Source organism: Streptomyces sp. NPDC058457 (assembly GCF_042720695.1).
In the GTDB taxonomy this organism is placed as follows: Bacteria; Actinomycetota; Actinomycetes; order Streptomycetales; family Streptomycetaceae; genus Streptomyces.
Genome location: NZ_JBHXLU010000157.1, coordinates 1 through 14,088, shown reverse-complemented (window position 1 = coordinate 14,088; position 14,088 = coordinate 1). Strand labels below are relative to the sequence as shown.

Below are 14,088 nucleotides of genomic sequence, written 5' to 3'. Positions count from 1 at the left end.
GCCGCTCACCGGTCGGTGAGCGCGCCGATCACCGGCCGGTGAGCGCCTCGATCACCGGTTGACCGCGGCCTCCGTCACCGGTTGATGACGGCCTCGATCCGGGCCAGCTCCTCGTCGTCGAAGTCGAGGTTGCGCGCGGCGCCGACGCAGTCCTCGACCTGCTGCGTGCTGCTCGCGCCGATCAGCGCCGAGGTCACCCGCCCGCCGCGCAGCACCCAGGACAGGGCGAGCTGGGCCAGCGTCTGGCCGCGGCCCTTGGCGACCTCGTCGAGGTCGCGCAGCTGGGCGACCAGGTCCTCGGTCACCGCGTCCGAGTTCAGGAACGGGCTGTCGCTCGCGGCCCGCGACCCCTCGGGAATGCCGTCGAGGTAGCGGCCGGTGAGCAGGCCCTGCTCCAGCGGGGAGAAGACGATGGAGCCGACCTGGAGCTCGTCGAGTGCGTCCAGGAGGCCCTCGGTCTCCGGGCGGCGGTCGAGCATCGAGTAGCGCGGCTGGTGGATGAGGAGCGGGGTGCCGAGGTCGCCGAGGATCCGGGCGGCCTCCCGGGTCTGCTCCGCCGAGTAGTTGGAGACGCCGACGTAGAGCGCCTTGCCCTGCTGGACCGCGGAGTGCAGGGCGCCCATCGTCTCCTCCAGGGGAGTCTCCGGGTCCGGGCGGTGCGAGTAGAAGATGTCAACGTAGTCCAGGCCCATCCGGCTCAGGGACTGGTCCAGCGAGGACAGCAGGTACTTGCGCGAACCCCACTCGCCGTACGGGCCGGGCCACATCAGGTAGCCGGCCTTGGTGGAGATGACCAGCTCGTCGCGGTAGGCCGCGAAGTCCGCCCTGAGGGCCTCGCCGAACGCGGACTCGGCGGCGCCGGGCGGCGGGCCGTAGTTGTTGGCCAGGTCGAAGTGGGTGACGCCGAGGTCGAAGGCGCGGCGCAGGATGGCGCGCTGGGTCGTCACGGGCCGGTCGGGCCCGAAGTTGTGCCACAGGCCGAGCGACAGCGCGGGGAGCTTCAGGCCGCTGCGGCCGCTGCGGCGGTACGGCATGTCGGCGTAGCGGTCGGGGTGTGCGGTGTACAACGCGACTCCAGAGGGGTGGGCACAGGATCTACCGGTTCCACTCTTTCCCGAGCCGCGGGCAGTGGTCCAACAGGAGAATCCGATGGAATTGTGCGGCTAGGCTGCTCAATCATGGAACTGCGTCACCTTCAGCACTTCGTCGCCGTCGCCGAGGACCAGCACTTCACCCGGGCCGCCGAACGGCTGATGGTGTCCCAGTCCGGTCTGTCCGCGTCGATCCGGGCCCTGGAGCGGGAGCTGCGGGCGCCGCTGTTCGTGCGGACCACCCGCCGGGTGACGCTGACCGAGGCGGGCCGGGCGCTGCTCGGCGAGGCGGAGCGCATCCTCGCCCAGGTGCGGTCGGCGCACGAGGCGGTGGCGGCGGTGCAGGGTGTGCTGCGCGGGACGCTGGCGCTGGGCACCGAGCAGTGCATCGCCGGGGTGCACGTGGCCGGGCTGCTCGCCGCGTTCCGGCGCCGGCACCCGGACGTCGAGATCCGGCTTCGGCAGGCCGGCTCGGGCGCGCTCGCCGAGGAGGTGGCGGCGGGCCGGCTCGACCTGGCCTTCGCCTACCGCACCCAGGACGACACCGACCAGCTGCGCTCGGTGTCCCTGACCGGCGAGCCGATGACCGTGCTGTGCCATCCCAGCCACCGGCTGGCGACGGCCGGGGTGGCCGTGACCCCGGAGGACCTGGGCGGCGAGGTGTTCGTCGACTTCCACCCGGACTGGGGCCCGCGCCGTACGACCGACACCGCCTTCGCCTCGGCGGGTGTACGGCGTACGGTCGCCCTTGAGGTCAACGACGTGCACAGCCTCCTCGACCTGGTCGACGAGAACCTCGGCGTCGCCGTCGTACCCCGCCATTTCCGCCACAAGCGGCCCACGCTGGCCGCGCTCGCGCTCAAGGACACGGACGAGGCCGCGTACGAGACGGTCGCCCTGCTGCCGCCCGAGACGGCCACCAGCCCGGCGGCCCGGGCGCTGATCACCCTCCTCGAAACAGGGGGCCTGGCAACACCCCCGGACGGGGCCTGCCCCTCCTGACCTCGGCCTCCCGCCGGCACAGACTCGTGGACGTCCACGACGACGACGGGGAGTACGGAGATGACGGAACACACACGGCGTACGGTGCTGCGCGGGACGGCGGGCATCGCGGCGGCGACCGCACTGGCGGGCACGGCGGGGGCCGGACCGGCGGCGGCGCGTCCGGCGGCAGCAGCGGCGGAATCGACGGATCGTCAGTATCCGTTCCTGGAGGGCGCGTTCGCCCCGGTCACCGAGGAACTCACGGCCTTCGACCTGCCGGTCACCGGCCGTGTCCCGCGGGAGCTGAACGGCCGTTACCTGCGCAACGGCCCGAACGTGCTCGGCCTGGAGGATCCGCGCGCCCACCACTGGATGCTGGGCGAGGGCATGGTGCACGGCGTACGGCTGCGCGACGGCCGCGCCGAGTGGTACCGGAACCGCTGGGTGCGCTCGTCCCAGGTGGCCGCGAAGCTCGGGGAGTCCTACCCGGGCCCGGTCCCGCCCGACGACTTCCCCTGCAACACCCATGTCATCCCCTACCGGGGACGGATCCTCGCGCTCGAGGAGAGCGGCCCGCTGCCGTACGAACTCGACGGCGACCTCAACACCGTGGGCACCTACGACTTCCGGGGCACTCTGGAGGGCGCGCTCACCGCGCACACCAAGTACGACGCGCAGGCGGGCGAGTTGCACGCCATCGCCTACTACCCGACCTGGGACCACGTCCGGCACCTGGTCGTGGACCCGGCCGGCCGGGTCGCCCGCACCACCCGGATCCCGGTGACGGACGCGCCGATGATGCACGACTTCGCGCTCACCGAGAAGCACGTGGTCGTCTTCGACACCCCGGTCACCTTCGACGCGGCGGCCGCCGAGGCGGGCGCGCTGGTGCCGTACGTCTGGAACCGTGAACACCCGGCGCGGGTGGGCGTGATGCCACGGTCCGGAGGCGCGGTCCGGTGGTTCGGCGTCGACCCCGTCTACTACTCGCACACCCTCAACGCGTACGACGAGGGCACCTCCGTGGTGATCGACCTGACGACCTATCCGGCGCCGTTCGACGTCGCGGGCACCCGCACGGACGGACCGCACGCGGTGGGCACCGGGAAGCTGGAGCGCTGGACCGTCGACCTGCGCCACGGGCAGGTCCGCAGGCGCACGCTCGACGACCGGCCGCAGGAATTCCCGCGTGTCAACGAGGAGTTGGTGTCCCGTCGGCACCGCTACGGCTACTCGGCGGCGGCCGCCGAGATGTCCGTCGCCTATCTGGCCGGCGACGGCAATCCACCGGACCGGGCCTTCTCCAACGCCCTGTTCAAGCACGACCTGGCACGCGGAACGGCCCAGGTGCACCGGCTGCCGAGGGGCGCCGCGGCCGGGGAGGCGGTGTTCGTGCCGCGCGAGCACGCGGTGCGGGAGGACGACGGGTACACGCTCGCCTACGTCCACAACCCCGACCGGGGCGCCGCCGACCTGCTGATCCTCGCCGCGCAGGACTTCACGGGCGAGCCGCTGGCCCGGGTGCACCTGCCGGGCCGGGTGCCGCTGGGCTTTCACGGAAGCTGGATTCCGGACGCATGACGACCTTCGATGCGCGATCGTGGTCGTATGCATGCAAGGGACATCCTCATCGACGGCTTCGGCCGCATCCAGGAAGAAGTCCATGCCGCCCTCGAAGGCGCAGACCCCGACCTGCTCAACGCCCGCCCGTCCCCCGACGCCAACTCCGTCACCTGGCTGGTCTGGCACCTCACCCGGATCCAGGACGACCACGTCGCCGACGCCTTCGACCTGGACCAGGTGTGGCTGACCCAGGGCTGGGAGAAGCGTTTCGGCCTCGACCTGCCGCCCCGTGACCACGGGTACGGCCACACCCCCGCGCAGGTCGCCAAGGTCACGGTGGACTCCGGCGACCTGCTGACCGGCTACTACGACGCGGTGCACGAGCAGACCCTGGGGGTGCTGCGCGAGCTCCCCGCCAAGGACCTCGAACGCATCGTGGACACGCGCTTCGATCCGCCGGTCACGCTGGGCGTACGGCTGGTGAGCGTGCTGTCGGACGACCTTCAGCACGTCGGACAGGCGGCCTACCTGCGGGGGCTGCTTCAGAGCGCGGCGGCGTAACCCGGCAGGACGATGTCCTCGATGAGGGCCTTGCGCTCGTCGAACGGGATGAACGCGCTCTTCACGGCGTTCACCGTGACCGTGCGCAGGTCCTCGACGGTCCAGCCGGCCTCCTCGATCAGCAGGGACGCCTCCCGGGTCATCGTCGTGCCCGACACCAGCCGGTTGTCGGTGTTGAGGGTGACCCGGAAGCCCAGCTCCTTCAGCGCGGTGATCGGGTGCTCGGCGATGGAGGTGGCGCAGCCGGTCTGGAGGTTGGAGGTCGGGCACATCTCCAGGGCGATCCGGCGGTCCCGCACCCAGCCCGCGAGGCGGCCCAGCTTGCCGTCGACGATGTCCTCGGTGATGCGGACGCCGTGCCCGATGCGCTGGGCGCCGCAGGCCTGGACCGCCTGGTGGATGCTGGGCAGGCCGAAGGCCTCACCGGCGTGGATCGTGAAGGGCACGCTCTCGCTGCGCAGCAGCTCGAAGGCGTCCAGGTGGTTCGCGGCCGGGAAACCGTCCTCGGCCCCGGCGATGTCGAAGCCGACGACACCGGCGTCCCGGTAGGCGACGGCCAGCTCGGCGGCCTCGCGGACCCGGTCGAACATCCGCATCCCGCAGAGCAGGGTGCCGACGCGGACCGGCGTGCCGGCGGCAGCGGCCTTCGCCATGCCGGCGGCGAGCCCCTCCTGCACGCTCTCCACGACCTCGTTCAGCGTCAGCCCGCCCTTGACGTTCAGCTCGGGCGCGTAGCGCACCTCGCCGTACACCACGCCGTCGGCCGCCAGGTCGAGGACGTACTCCTCGGCCACCCGCCGCAGCCCCTCCTTGGTCTGCATCACCGCGAGGGTGTGCTCGAAGGTGGCTATGTAGCGGACCAGGTCGCCGGAGTTGGCGGCCTCGAAGTACCAGGCGGCCAGCTCGTCCGGATCGGTGGTGGGCAGGGTGTGACCGGCCTCGGCCGCGAGCTCGACCAGGGTGGCGGGGCGCAGGCCGCCGTCGAGGTGGTCGTGGAGGACGGCCTTGGGAAGGCGACGGATCACATCTGCGTCTACGCGCGTAGCAGTCATGGTGGAGCTTCCTCGGCAGGTGGTTCTGAGCGATCGGTCAGGCGGCGGGCTGGAGCAGGTCCCAGCGGTTTCCGTAGAGGTCCTGGAAGACGGCGACACTGCCGTACGGCTCGTGCCGCGGCGCCTCCAGGAAGGTCACGCCGGCGGCGGTCATCCGGGCGTGGTCGCGGGCGAAGTCGTCGGTGTGCAGGAAGAACCCGACGCGGCCGCCCGTCTGGTCGCCGACGCGGGCGCGCTGCTCCTCGTCCTTGGCGCGGGCCAGCAGCAGCCCGGTGCCGCGCCCCTCCCCGCCGGGCTCCACGACGACCCAGCGGGAGCCGTCGGGCCGCGGCGTGTCCTCGACGAGCCGGAACCCGAGGGCCTCGGTGTAGAAGCGGATCGCCTCGTCGTAGTCGCCGACGACGAGGGTGACCAGGGCGACGCGTGGCATGGGGGCCTTTCGTGGAGCGGTTAGCGGGAGAGGTTATACGTAAAACTTCATGGACGCCAGCTGAAGCGCCCCGAAAGGGGCCCTGGGGGTACTCCCGGCCGAAGGCTGGGGGAGGAACTGCGCGACCAGCCCCCCACCGGCCCGCAGCCGACCGCCGACACGCCCCCTACCGCTCCGCCTCCCCCTGCGCGACCTCCACCCGATGATGAAAGTCGATCATCCCGGTCGCGGAAGCGGCACACGACAGCCCGGCGCAAGCCACCAGCAGCAGCACCGCGACCCGTGCCCCGGCCCGCCGCCGTACCCGCGGAGCGGCCAGCAGCGCCTGCACCCGCTGCGGAACCGGCCCGGACGCGGCACCCGGCACGAACGCCGGCCGCTCGACGCCCCCGCCCTGCCCCGCCAGCGCGGCCCGGGCGATCGCGCGGGCCGTCAGCCGCCGGTCCCCCACCGCGCTCGCCGCGGCCTCGTCGGCGGCCCGCTCCACGGCCAGCCGGATGACGTCCCGGACCCCGCGCAGTGCCGGATGGCAGTGCGCCGCGAGCTCGGCCGCGGCGAGAAAGTAATGATGGCCGCCCGCGTTGTGCGCCCGTTCGTGCGCGAACAGCGCCTCCCGCTCGCCCCCGTCGAGGCTGCGCAGCATTCCGGTGGTGACCACGATCCGGTGCGGCCTGCCGGGCAGCGCATACGCGTCCGCACACGGCGAGTCGACCACGCACAGATCACCCGCCGCGGGCCCTCGCCCGGCCTCCGTGCGGGCCGCGCGGAAGGCACGGGCCTGCCGGAGCACCGACCGTGCGAGCGTCCAGGCACACACGGCGAGGCCGCCCACCGACACGGCGGCCAGCGGCAGCACGTAGCGGTCGGAGGCGGTGTGCAGGGGCCGGATCAGCTCGCCGAGCGCGGCGAAGAACGGGAGCTTGAACAGCCCGGTGAGGACGAACGCGCCGAGCGCGGCGAGCGAGCACCCCGCGACGGCGACGGCCGAGCCGGTGATCGCCCGGAGGGCGACGGCGGGGGCCAGCCGGTCGAGGGCCCGCCGGGCCAGCGGCGGCAGGGCGAACGGCAGCAGCAGTGGCAGGATCAGTAGTGCGATCATCATCCACCGGATTGCTCGTCGGCTTCGAGCAGGCTGCGCAGAACCCGCTCGTCGTCGGGGCTGAGCTGGGCGACGAAGCGGGCGAGCACGGTCTCCCGGTCGACGTCCCGGTCGAGTTCGGTGTGCATCCGCTTCGCGGTCAGGCCCTGCGCGTCCTGGACGGGTACGTAGGCATAGCCGCGCCCCTGGCGATGCCGTTCGACCACGCCCTTGTCGTGCAGCCGGGTCAGGATCGTCGTCACCGTCGTGCGGGCCAGGGCGGTGCCGAGGATCCGCTGCACCTGTCCGGGGGTCTGGGGCACACCTGCGGCCCAGAGAGCCGCCATGACGCTCGCCTCCAGTTCGCCGGCGGGCCGGCGTTCGTCCTTTCCGTCTGCCATGGAAGGTTCCTCACCCCTTCTTCGTCCTCGGTCCGCAGACCGTCTACGGCAGTGTAGTCAGCCCGGTGGCGGCCGTCGCCTGTGAACCCATTATGGGGAGACGGTCGTGGGAGGGGCGTGGTCGCCGGCCGGGAAAGCGTTCCGGGCAGTGCGGTACCGGAGACCTAGGACGCGGGCCCGAGGCGTGCGGAAGGCCCGGCCGGTAGCTTCGCCGTCATGAAGATCACGGACCCGGCTCGCTCCGCCGAGCTGCGCAAGCACGACGTGCTCGCCCGCCTGGAGCGGGAGACGGACATCTGGGTGGCCACGGCGGACGGCACCGGGCTGCCGTGTCTCGTCCCGCTCTGGTTCGTCTGGCACGCGGACGCGGTGTGGCTGTCCACCCGGATCACCAACCCGACCGGCCGCAATCTGCGGGACGGCGGCCGGGCCCGGCTCGCGCTCGGCGACACGCGGGACGTCGTGCTGCTCGACGGGGAGGTGACCGTCTTCTCCCCGGCCGGCGTGCCCGGGCCGGCGGCCGAGGCGCTGCGGGCGAAGACGGGCTGGGACCCGCGCGGGGACAGCCCGTCGTACGCCTTCTTCCGGATCCGGCCGCTCGCGGTGCAGGCCTGGCACGAGGTGCACGAGCTGCGTGGCCGGCATCTGATGCGGGACGGGGTGTGGGCGGTCTGAGCCGGGCCGTCAACCGGCCCTGGTGTGCAGGGCGTTCAGCAGGGTCAGCTCGTCGTCGGTGAGCCGGACGGCGCCGGCCGCCACGTTCTCGGCCAGGTGGTCCGGGTTGCCGGTACCGGGAATCGCGAGGACATGCGGGCCCTGGTGCAGGGTCCGGGCGAGGCGGATCCGGGCCGGGGTGGCGTCGTGCGCGCGGGCGACGGCGAGGACCTCCTCGTCGTGGGCCTCGGTGACGCCACCCGCCCCGGCCTCCCCCGCGACAGCGAAGAACGGTACGAAGGCGATGCCGCGTTCGCCGCAGACGCGGACGAGTTCGTCGGTCTCCGGGTCCCGGGTGTCGAGCCCCCAGCGGTTCCGCACGCACACCACGGGGGCGATGGCCAGCGCCTCGTCGAGATGGCGCGGTTCGACGGCCGAGACCCCGAGGTGCCGGACCAGGCCCGCCTCGCGGAGTTCGGCGAGGGCGCCGAAGTGCTCGGCGATCGAGTCCTGGCCCATCCGGCGGAGATTGACGACGTCGAGGTGGTCGCGGCCGAGCTGGCGCAGGTTCTCCTCGACGCGCGCGCGCAGCTGGTCGGGGCGGGCCGGGGTGCCCCACTCTCCGGAGCAGTCGCGGAACGGGCCCGACCTTGCTGACGACGACCAGGTCATCCGGGTACGGGGACAGGGCGGTGTTGACGAGTTCGTTGGCGGAGCGCCACCAGGGCGGAGCTGCCTATGGCGAGCGAGGTCAGGAGTGCGGCGATACGGCGCCTCACGGATCAACTCCTTCGCGGAGCACGGCCGCGCCCCTTGAAGGGGGTGCGGCCGCGGTGGGGGGTGTGAGGCACACTCAACTGCTTTGGTCTGTACCAGTCAAGGGTGTAGACCAGTCAAAGGTGTAGACCAGCCGACCGGCCGCCGGTCCCGCGCCGTGGCATCCGCAACTACGCCCGGAAACAAGGCAGTCGGGCCCGGCCGTGTCGGTGCGGCCGGGCCCGGGGAGAGGTGGGGTGTCAGCCGAGGGGCTTTGCGAGAATCGCCTTGCGGTGGCTGAACGTCTCGATGGAGTAGCGGCCGTGGTAGCTGCCCATGCCGCTCTCCCCCACCCCGCCGAACGGCAGGTCGGAGACGGTGAGGTGGGCGAGCGGGAGGCCGTGGCCGAGGGCGCCGGAGGAGGTCTCGGCGGCGAACCGGTCCCGGGTGCCGTCGGACTCGCTGAACACGTAGAGCGCAAGGGGCTTGTCGCGGTCGTTGACGAAGCCGATCGCGCTGTCGAGGTCCGGGACGGTCACGATGGGCAGGATCGGGCCGAAGATCTCCTCCTGCATCACGGGGGACTCCGGGTCGACGTCGGCGAGCACCGTGGGCGCGATGTACTTGGCCGCACGGTCGGTGTCGCCGCCGACGGCCACCCGGCCCGAGCCGAGCAGTCCGCTGAGCCGGTCGAAGTGGCGCTCGTTGACGATCCGGCCGTACTCGCCGGACTCCTTGGGCGCGCTGCCGAACAGCCCCTCGACGGCCTTGGCCAGGGCGGGCTCCAGGGCCACGGCCGTCTCCGGGTCGGTCAGGACGTAGTCGGGGGCCACGCAGGTCTGCCCGGCGTTGAGGAACTTGCCGCGCGCCAGCCGCTCCGCGACGACGGTGACGTCGGTGTCCCGGTCGACGAACGCCGGGGACTTGCCGCCGAGTTCGAGGGCGACCGGGGTGAGGTGCTCGGCGGCGGCGCGCATCACGATCCGGCCGACCACGCCGTTGCCGGTGTAGAAGATGTGGTCGAAGCGCTCTGCGAGCAGGGCCGTGGTCTCCGGTATGCCGCCCTCGACGACGGCGACCGCATCGGTGTCGAGGTAGGCCGGGAGCAGCCGGGCCAGCGTGGCCGAGGTCGCGGGCGCCAGCTCGCTGGGCTTGGCGACGACCGCGTTGCCGGCGGCGAGGGCGCCGGCCACGGGGGCGAGCAGCAGCTGGGCCGGGTAGTTCCACGGGGCGATGACGAGGACGACGCCGAGCGGGTCGTACTGCGTCCAGGCGGTCGCGTCGCCGCCCAGGTGCTTCGGGACCGGCGCGGACTCGGGGCGGAGCCACTCCTCCAGGTGGTCGAGGGTGTGGTCGATCTCCCGGATGGTGAAGTCGATCTCCGAGCCGTAGGCCTCGCGGGTGCTCTTGCCCAGGTCCGCGTGGAGGGCGGCGGCTATGTCGTCGCCGCGCTCCGTGAGCATGGCGCGCAGCCGGCGGAGCTGGCCGGTGCGCCACTCGACGGGCTTGGTGCGGCCGGTGCGGAAGGTGGCGCGCAGCCGGGCCACGATGTCGGCGGGCTGCTCGGGGGTGGGCTGGTTCACGGATGCCTCGCTGGTGATGCGCACGGGCCTCGGGGCCCGACTGTGGTCTCGAAGGTCTCAAACGTTCAGATGTACTTTGCAACCATTCAGGGTCCGAAGTAAATTCCGGCGGTCCGAAACTACTGCGCTTGACGAAGGTCACATCTGGTCAGCCGGTGAGTTCGCCCCGCCTCCGTGCGAGGTGTGCCCGTTCGGGAAGGCTGTCGGCGAGCTCGATCGCGGCGTCGTACTCCGCCACCGCCTCGGTGTCGCGGCCGAGCCGGCGCAGCAGGTCGGCTCGGACGGCGTGCAGCACGTGGTACCCGTGCAGGCCGAGCGCGTCGACCAGTTCCAGTGCGGCGGCCGGGCCCGCGACCTCGGCGACCGCGACCGCCCGGTTCAGCGCGACGACCGGGCTCGCGGCGACGGCCATGAGCTGGTCGTACAGCCGCAGGATCTGCCCCCAGTCGGTGGCCTCGGCGGTGGGTGCGTCGCTGTGTACGGCGTTGATCGCGGCCTGGATCTGGTACGGCCCGGGGCGGTTGCGGCGCAGGCACCGCCGGACGAGGTCCTGTCCCTCCGTGACCAGCTCCCGGTCCCACCGCCCGCGGTCCTGCTCGGGCAGCGGCACCAACTCGCCCTGCGCCGACTCCCGGGCGGGCCGCCGGGCCTCGACCAGCAGCATCAGCCCGAGCAGCCCGGCGACCTCGGGCTCGTCCGGCATCAGTTCGTACAGCAGCCGTCCCAGGCGTACGGCTTCGGCGCACAGCGCGGGATCGCCGCCGTACCCCTCGTTGAAGACGAGGTAGACGACGGCCAGTACCCCGTTCAGCCGGTCGGGGAGGTCGGCGTCCTTCGGGACCCGGTAGGGGATCCCCGCGTCGCGGATCTTCGCCTTGGCGCGCACCAGGCGCTGCGCGAGGGTGGGCTCGGGGACCAGGAAGGCGCCGGCGATCCGGGCCGTGCTGAGCCCTCCGAGCAGGCGCAGGGTCAGGGCGACCCGGGACTGGAGGGCGAGCGCGGGGTGACAGCAGGTGAAGATCAGCCGGAGCCGTTCGTCGCGCACGGGGCCCTCCTCGGCCGGCGGGTCGGGCGCGTACAGCCGGGCGGCCTCGGCGTGCCGGGCGTCCCGGGAGGACTCACGGCGCAGCCGGTCGATCGCGCGGTTGCGCGCGGTGGTGATGATCCAGCCGGCCGGGCTCGGCGGCACCCCGGTGCGCGGCCAGCCGTCCAGCGCCGTGGCGAAGGCGTCCTGGACCGCTTCCTCGGCGAGCTCGATGTCGCCGAGGAACCGGACGAGGACCGAGACGGCGCGCCCGTACTCGGCGCGGAAGACGGCCTCGACCTCGGCGGCGTCCGCCATCAGTGCTGGTCCGCGAAGGGCCGTACCTCGATGGGGAGGGTGGTGGCCAGAGCGGCCTTGCGGCCCCATTCCAGGGCGGCGTCGAGGTCCTCGGCGCGGATGAGACAGATCCCGCCCAGGTACTCCTTGCCCTCGGCGTAGGGCCCGTCGGTGATCAGTACGTCCCCGCCCTCGGGCCGCAGCATGGTGGCCGTCTCCGGACCGTGCAGTCCGCCCGCGAAGACCCAGGCACCGGCGGCGCGCAGCTCGTCGTTGAACGCCTCGACGTCACGCATGATCACGGCGAGCGCGTCGGGCGAGGGCGGGGTGGCGCCGGCCGGCTGGACCACGCTGAGCAGGTAGTGCTTCATGATGTTCTCCTCGGTCGTCGTGAGGTGTTCCGTGGGGATTTCCATGGGGTGATCCGTGGGGTGTTCCCGCCTTCTACACGAACGGCGGGCCACCGGATCGACACCGCACGCCGGGCAGCCGAAAGAATCTCCGCCATGACCATCGCCGCGCATCCGCTCGTCGCCCGCGCCCGGGAACTCGCCGACGGCCTCCTCTCCCCCGCCGCCGAGCGCGTCGACCAGGAGGGCGTCCCCCCGGGCCACATCGAGGCGGTCAAGCGCTCGGGCCTGCTGGGGGTGAGCGCGCCGGTGGCGTACGGCGGCTCGGCGGCGCCCGCGTCCGTGGTGCGGGAGACGGCGGAGATCCTGGCCGGGGCGTGCTGCTCGACCTGGTTCGTGCAGACGCAGCACCAGACACCGGTGCTGACCCTGGCGGGGACGGACCTGCCGGTGCGAGACCGCCTGCTGGGCCCGCTGGCGCGCGGTGAGCTGCTGTCGGGGGTGGCGTACGCGCATCTGCGGTCGTACCCGCGGGTCCCCGTGCGGGTACGGCGGGAGGCGGACGGATGGCGCTTCTCCGGCACCGTACCCTGGTACACCGGCTGGGGGCTGAACGACGTGCTGCTGCTGGCCGGCGTGACCGAGGACGACGAGGCCCTGTTCGCCTTCGTCGAGGCGCGGGAGCAGCCGGGTCTGCGGCCGTCGGAGCCGATGCGCCTGGCGGCGCTCACCGCGTCCCGGACGGTGTCCCTGGACCTGGACGGCCTGCGCGTCCCGGAGGCGGCGGTCGCGCTCCGGATGCCGTACTTGCGGTGGGCGGCGGCGGACCGCCCGAAGACCCGCAACGCCAACCCGGCGGTCTTCGGGATCGCGGAGGCGGCGCTGGCGCTGGTGGAGGAGGAGTACGCGGCCGTGCTGCGGGGCCGCCTGGCGGAGATCCGCCGCCGGGCGTACGCGCTGGCCGACCATCCGGTGCCGTACGAGCACGCGGAGGAGCGGCTGGCGGTGCGGGCGGACGCGTTCACGCTGCTGCGCACGGCCACGACGGCGGCCCTGGTGTCGGGCGGCGGCCGGGCGATGTCCCTGGACCACCGTGCCCAACGCCTCGCCAGGGAGGGCCTGTTCCTGCTGGTCCAGGGCCAGACGAGCGAGTCCCGCACGGCTCATCTGAAGCGGCTCGCGGAGCGGTACGAGTCCGGTCGCTGACGGCGGCGCCGACAGGGAAGCACGTTGCGTATCGCACGGAGTAGTGCGCCAAGTGGAACGCTGCCTCTTGACCCGCCTACCTCCTTGGCTGGACCATGTTGCGTATAGTCCACATCGTTGCGCAATGCGCATCAGGAGGATGTCATGTCGCCTCGACCGCAGCCCGGCCGCGAGTTCGTCCTCACCCTGTCCTGTCCCGACCGGGCCGGTCTGGTCCACGCCGTCACCGGCTTCCTGGTCGGCCACGGCGGCAACATCCTGGAGAGTCAGCAGTTCGACGACCGGCTGGAGGACCGCTTCTTCATGCGGGTGCACTTCGACGTCCCGGACGGCTCGGTCTCGCTGGAGGAGCTGCGCACCGGATTCGTCCCGGTCGCCGAAGAGCACCGGATCACCTGGCGGCTGAACGACGCGTCGACCCCGACCCGCACCCTCATCATGGTGTCGAAGTTCGGCCACTGCCTGAACGACCTGCTGTTCCGCAGGTCCACGGGCGCCCTCAACATCGAGATCCCGGCGATCGTCTCCAACCACCGCGACTTCGAGCCGCTGGCCCGCACCTACGGCATCCCCTTCCACCACATCCCGGTGACACCCGACACCAAGGCCGAGGCGGAGGCCCGGCTGCTGCGTCTGGTCGGCGAGCTGGACGTCGACCTGGTGGTGCTCGCCCGGTACATGCAGATCCTCTCCGACGACCTGTGCAAGCAGCTCGACGGCCGGGCCATCAACATCCACCACTCCTTCCTGCCGAGCTTCAAGGGGGCCCGGCCGTACGTCCAGGCGCACCGGCGCGGCGTCAAGCTCGTCGGCGCCACGGCGCACTACGTGACACCCGATCTGGACGAGGGCCCGATCATCGAGCAGGACGTCGTCCGGGTGAGCCACTCGCACGCCCCGGACGAACTGGTCGCGCTGGGCCGTGACGTGGAGGCCCAGGTGCTCGCCCGCGCCGTGCGGTGGCACAGCGAGAGCCGGGTGCTGGTCAACGGCCGCTGCACGGTCGTCTTCCGCTGACCCCACGCACCGCGGGCCGGCACCCCAGGTGGGTGCCGGCC

14 protein-coding genes and 1 pseudogene are annotated in these 14,088 nt (G+C 72.5%); 6 read left to right on the top strand and 9 right to left on the bottom strand.

Annotated features, from left to right (window positions below):
* Nucleotides 1-74 precede the first annotated feature (74 nt).
* Entirely contained in the window at nucleotides 75-1,067 is a 993-nt protein-coding gene (gene mgrA / locus ACFWPS_RS52895; protein ID WP_383721496.1) for an L-glyceraldehyde 3-phosphate reductase, read from the bottom strand.
* Between the two features lie 111 nt (nucleotides 1,068-1,178).
* Here mgrA and ACFWPS_RS52890 point away from each other — a divergent pair, with 111 nt between their 5' ends.
* From ACFWPS_RS52890 to ACFWPS_RS52880, 3 genes are read left to right on the top strand one after another with little or no spacing between them, the layout of a single operon-like run.
* Nucleotides 1,179-2,093 carry a LysR substrate-binding domain-containing protein gene (locus ACFWPS_RS52890; protein WP_383721493.1) on the top strand — a complete coding sequence of 305 codons (915 nt, stop codon included), beginning with the start codon at nucleotides 1,179-1,181 and terminating at the stop codon, nucleotides 2,091-2,093.
* Nucleotides 2,094-2,153: 60 nt separating this feature from the next.
* Complete coding sequence (locus ACFWPS_RS52885; RefSeq protein ID WP_383721490.1) at nucleotides 2,154-3,656, top strand: carotenoid oxygenase family protein; 1,503 nt, start codon at nucleotides 2,154-2,156, stop codon at nucleotides 3,654-3,656.
* A gap of 27 nt (nucleotides 3,657-3,683) precedes the next feature.
* On the top strand, nucleotides 3,684-4,199 hold the full coding sequence (locus ACFWPS_RS52880; RefSeq protein WP_383721487.1) for a DinB family protein: 516 nt from the start codon (nucleotides 3,684-3,686) through the stop codon (nucleotides 4,197-4,199).
* Here ACFWPS_RS52880 and ACFWPS_RS52875 read toward each other — a convergent pair.
* The 4 genes from ACFWPS_RS52875 to ACFWPS_RS52860 form a co-directional block, all read right to left on the bottom strand.
* Nucleotides 4,181-5,251 carry an adenosine deaminase gene (locus ACFWPS_RS52875; protein ID WP_383721484.1) on the bottom strand — a complete coding sequence of 357 codons (1,071 nt, stop codon included), beginning with the start codon at nucleotides 5,249-5,251 and terminating at the stop codon, nucleotides 4,181-4,183. The two genes, ACFWPS_RS52880 and ACFWPS_RS52875, sit on opposite strands and share 19 nt — an antisense overlap.
* 37 nt (nucleotides 5,252-5,288) lie before the next feature.
* Nucleotides 5,289-5,681, bottom strand: a complete 393-nt coding sequence (locus ACFWPS_RS52870; protein WP_383721482.1) for a VOC family protein — start codon at nucleotides 5,679-5,681, stop codon at nucleotides 5,289-5,291.
* Between the two features lie 166 nt (nucleotides 5,682-5,847).
* Complete coding sequence (locus tag ACFWPS_RS52865) at nucleotides 5,848-6,780, bottom strand: M48 family metalloprotease (RefSeq protein WP_383721501.1); 933 nt, start codon at nucleotides 6,778-6,780, stop codon at nucleotides 5,848-5,850.
* Nucleotides 6,780-7,160: a BlaI/MecI/CopY family transcriptional regulator gene (locus ACFWPS_RS52860; protein ID WP_383721479.1), complete on the bottom strand. Its 381-nt coding sequence runs from the start codon at nucleotides 7,158-7,160 to the stop codon at nucleotides 6,780-6,782. Before ACFWPS_RS52860 ends, ACFWPS_RS52865 begins: the two co-directional genes overlap by 1 nt.
* Nucleotides 7,161-7,376: 216 nt before the next feature.
* Between ACFWPS_RS52860 and ACFWPS_RS52855 the strand changes: the two genes are divergently transcribed.
* On the top strand, nucleotides 7,377-7,835 hold the full coding sequence (locus ACFWPS_RS52855) for a pyridoxamine 5'-phosphate oxidase family protein (RefSeq protein ID WP_383721476.1): 459 nt from the start codon (nucleotides 7,377-7,379) through the stop codon (nucleotides 7,833-7,835).
* A 9-nt stretch (nucleotides 7,836-7,844) separates the two neighbouring features.
* On the opposite strand, the pseudogene ACFWPS_RS52850 reads toward ACFWPS_RS52855, so the two are convergent.
* From ACFWPS_RS52850 to ACFWPS_RS52835, 4 genes and pseudogenes are all read right to left on the bottom strand, one after another.
* A pseudogene (locus ACFWPS_RS52850) lies at nucleotides 7,845-8,532 on the bottom strand (aldo/keto reductase); the annotation flags it as partial.
* A gap of 298 nt (nucleotides 8,533-8,830) precedes the next feature.
* Nucleotides 8,831-10,153 carry an aldehyde dehydrogenase family protein gene (locus ACFWPS_RS52845; RefSeq protein ID WP_383721473.1) on the bottom strand — a complete coding sequence of 441 codons (1,323 nt, stop codon included), beginning with the start codon at nucleotides 10,151-10,153 and terminating at the stop codon, nucleotides 8,831-8,833.
* A 148-nt stretch (nucleotides 10,154-10,301) separates the two neighbouring features.
* On the bottom strand, nucleotides 10,302-11,495 hold the full coding sequence (locus ACFWPS_RS52840) for an RNA polymerase sigma factor (RefSeq protein WP_383721470.1): 1,194 nt from the start codon (nucleotides 11,493-11,495) through the stop codon (nucleotides 10,302-10,304).
* Complete coding sequence (locus ACFWPS_RS52835; protein ID WP_383721499.1) at nucleotides 11,495-11,845, bottom strand: YciI family protein; 351 nt, start codon at nucleotides 11,843-11,845, stop codon at nucleotides 11,495-11,497. Before ACFWPS_RS52835 ends, ACFWPS_RS52840 begins: the two co-directional genes overlap by 1 nt.
* A 135-nt stretch (nucleotides 11,846-11,980) precedes the next feature.
* On the opposite strand from ACFWPS_RS52835, the gene ACFWPS_RS52830 reads away from it, so the two are divergent.
* The gene (locus tag ACFWPS_RS52830; protein WP_383721467.1) at nucleotides 11,981-13,030 is read left to right on the top strand and encodes an acyl-CoA dehydrogenase family protein; all 1,050 of its coding nucleotides are present in this window, start codon (nucleotides 11,981-11,983) and stop codon (nucleotides 13,028-13,030) included.
* A 144-nt stretch (nucleotides 13,031-13,174) separates the two neighbouring features.
* Nucleotides 13,175-14,047, top strand: a complete 873-nt coding sequence (purU, locus tag ACFWPS_RS52825; RefSeq protein ID WP_383721464.1) for a formyltetrahydrofolate deformylase — start codon at nucleotides 13,175-13,177, stop codon at nucleotides 14,045-14,047.
* Nucleotides 14,048-14,088 lie beyond the last annotated feature (41 nt).

What these genes read in the sequence shown, in the direction of transcription:
- ACFWPS_RS52890 (WP_383721493.1), top strand. Translation starts at nt 1,179, where the DNA reads ATGGAACTGCGTCACCTTCAGCACTTCGTCGCCGTCGCCGAGGACCAG.
- ACFWPS_RS52885 (WP_383721490.1), top strand. Translation starts at nt 2,154, where the DNA reads ATGACGGAACACACACGGCGTACGGTGCTGCGCGGGACGGCGGGCATC.
- ACFWPS_RS52880 (WP_383721487.1), top strand. Translation starts at nt 3,684, where the DNA reads ATGCATGCAAGGGACATCCTCATCGACGGCTTCGGCCGCATCCAGGAA.
- ACFWPS_RS52875 (WP_383721484.1), bottom strand. Translation starts at nt 5,251, where the DNA reads ATGACTGCTACGCGCGTAGACGCAGATGTGATCCGTCGCCTTCCCAAG.
- ACFWPS_RS52870 (WP_383721482.1), bottom strand. Translation starts at nt 5,681, where the DNA reads ATGCCACGCGTCGCCCTGGTCACCCTCGTCGTCGGCGACTACGACGAG.
- ACFWPS_RS52865 (WP_383721501.1), bottom strand. Translation starts at nt 6,780, where the DNA reads ATGATCGCACTACTGATCCTGCCACTGCTGCTGCCGTTCGCCCTGCCG.
- ACFWPS_RS52860 (WP_383721479.1), bottom strand. Translation starts at nt 7,160, where the DNA reads ATGGCAGACGGAAAGGACGAACGCCGGCCCGCCGGCGAACTGGAGGCG.
- ACFWPS_RS52855 (WP_383721476.1), top strand. Translation starts at nt 7,377, where the DNA reads ATGAAGATCACGGACCCGGCTCGCTCCGCCGAGCTGCGCAAGCACGAC.
- ACFWPS_RS52840 (WP_383721470.1), bottom strand. Translation starts at nt 11,495, where the DNA reads ATGGCGGACGCCGCCGAGGTCGAGGCCGTCTTCCGCGCCGAGTACGGG.
- ACFWPS_RS52835 (WP_383721499.1), bottom strand. Translation starts at nt 11,845, where the DNA reads ATGAAGCACTACCTGCTCAGCGTGGTCCAGCCGGCCGGCGCCACCCCG.
- ACFWPS_RS52830 (WP_383721467.1), top strand. Translation starts at nt 11,981, where the DNA reads ATGACCATCGCCGCGCATCCGCTCGTCGCCCGCGCCCGGGAACTCGCC.
- purU (WP_383721464.1), top strand. Translation starts at nt 13,175, where the DNA reads ATGTCGCCTCGACCGCAGCCCGGCCGCGAGTTCGTCCTCACCCTGTCC.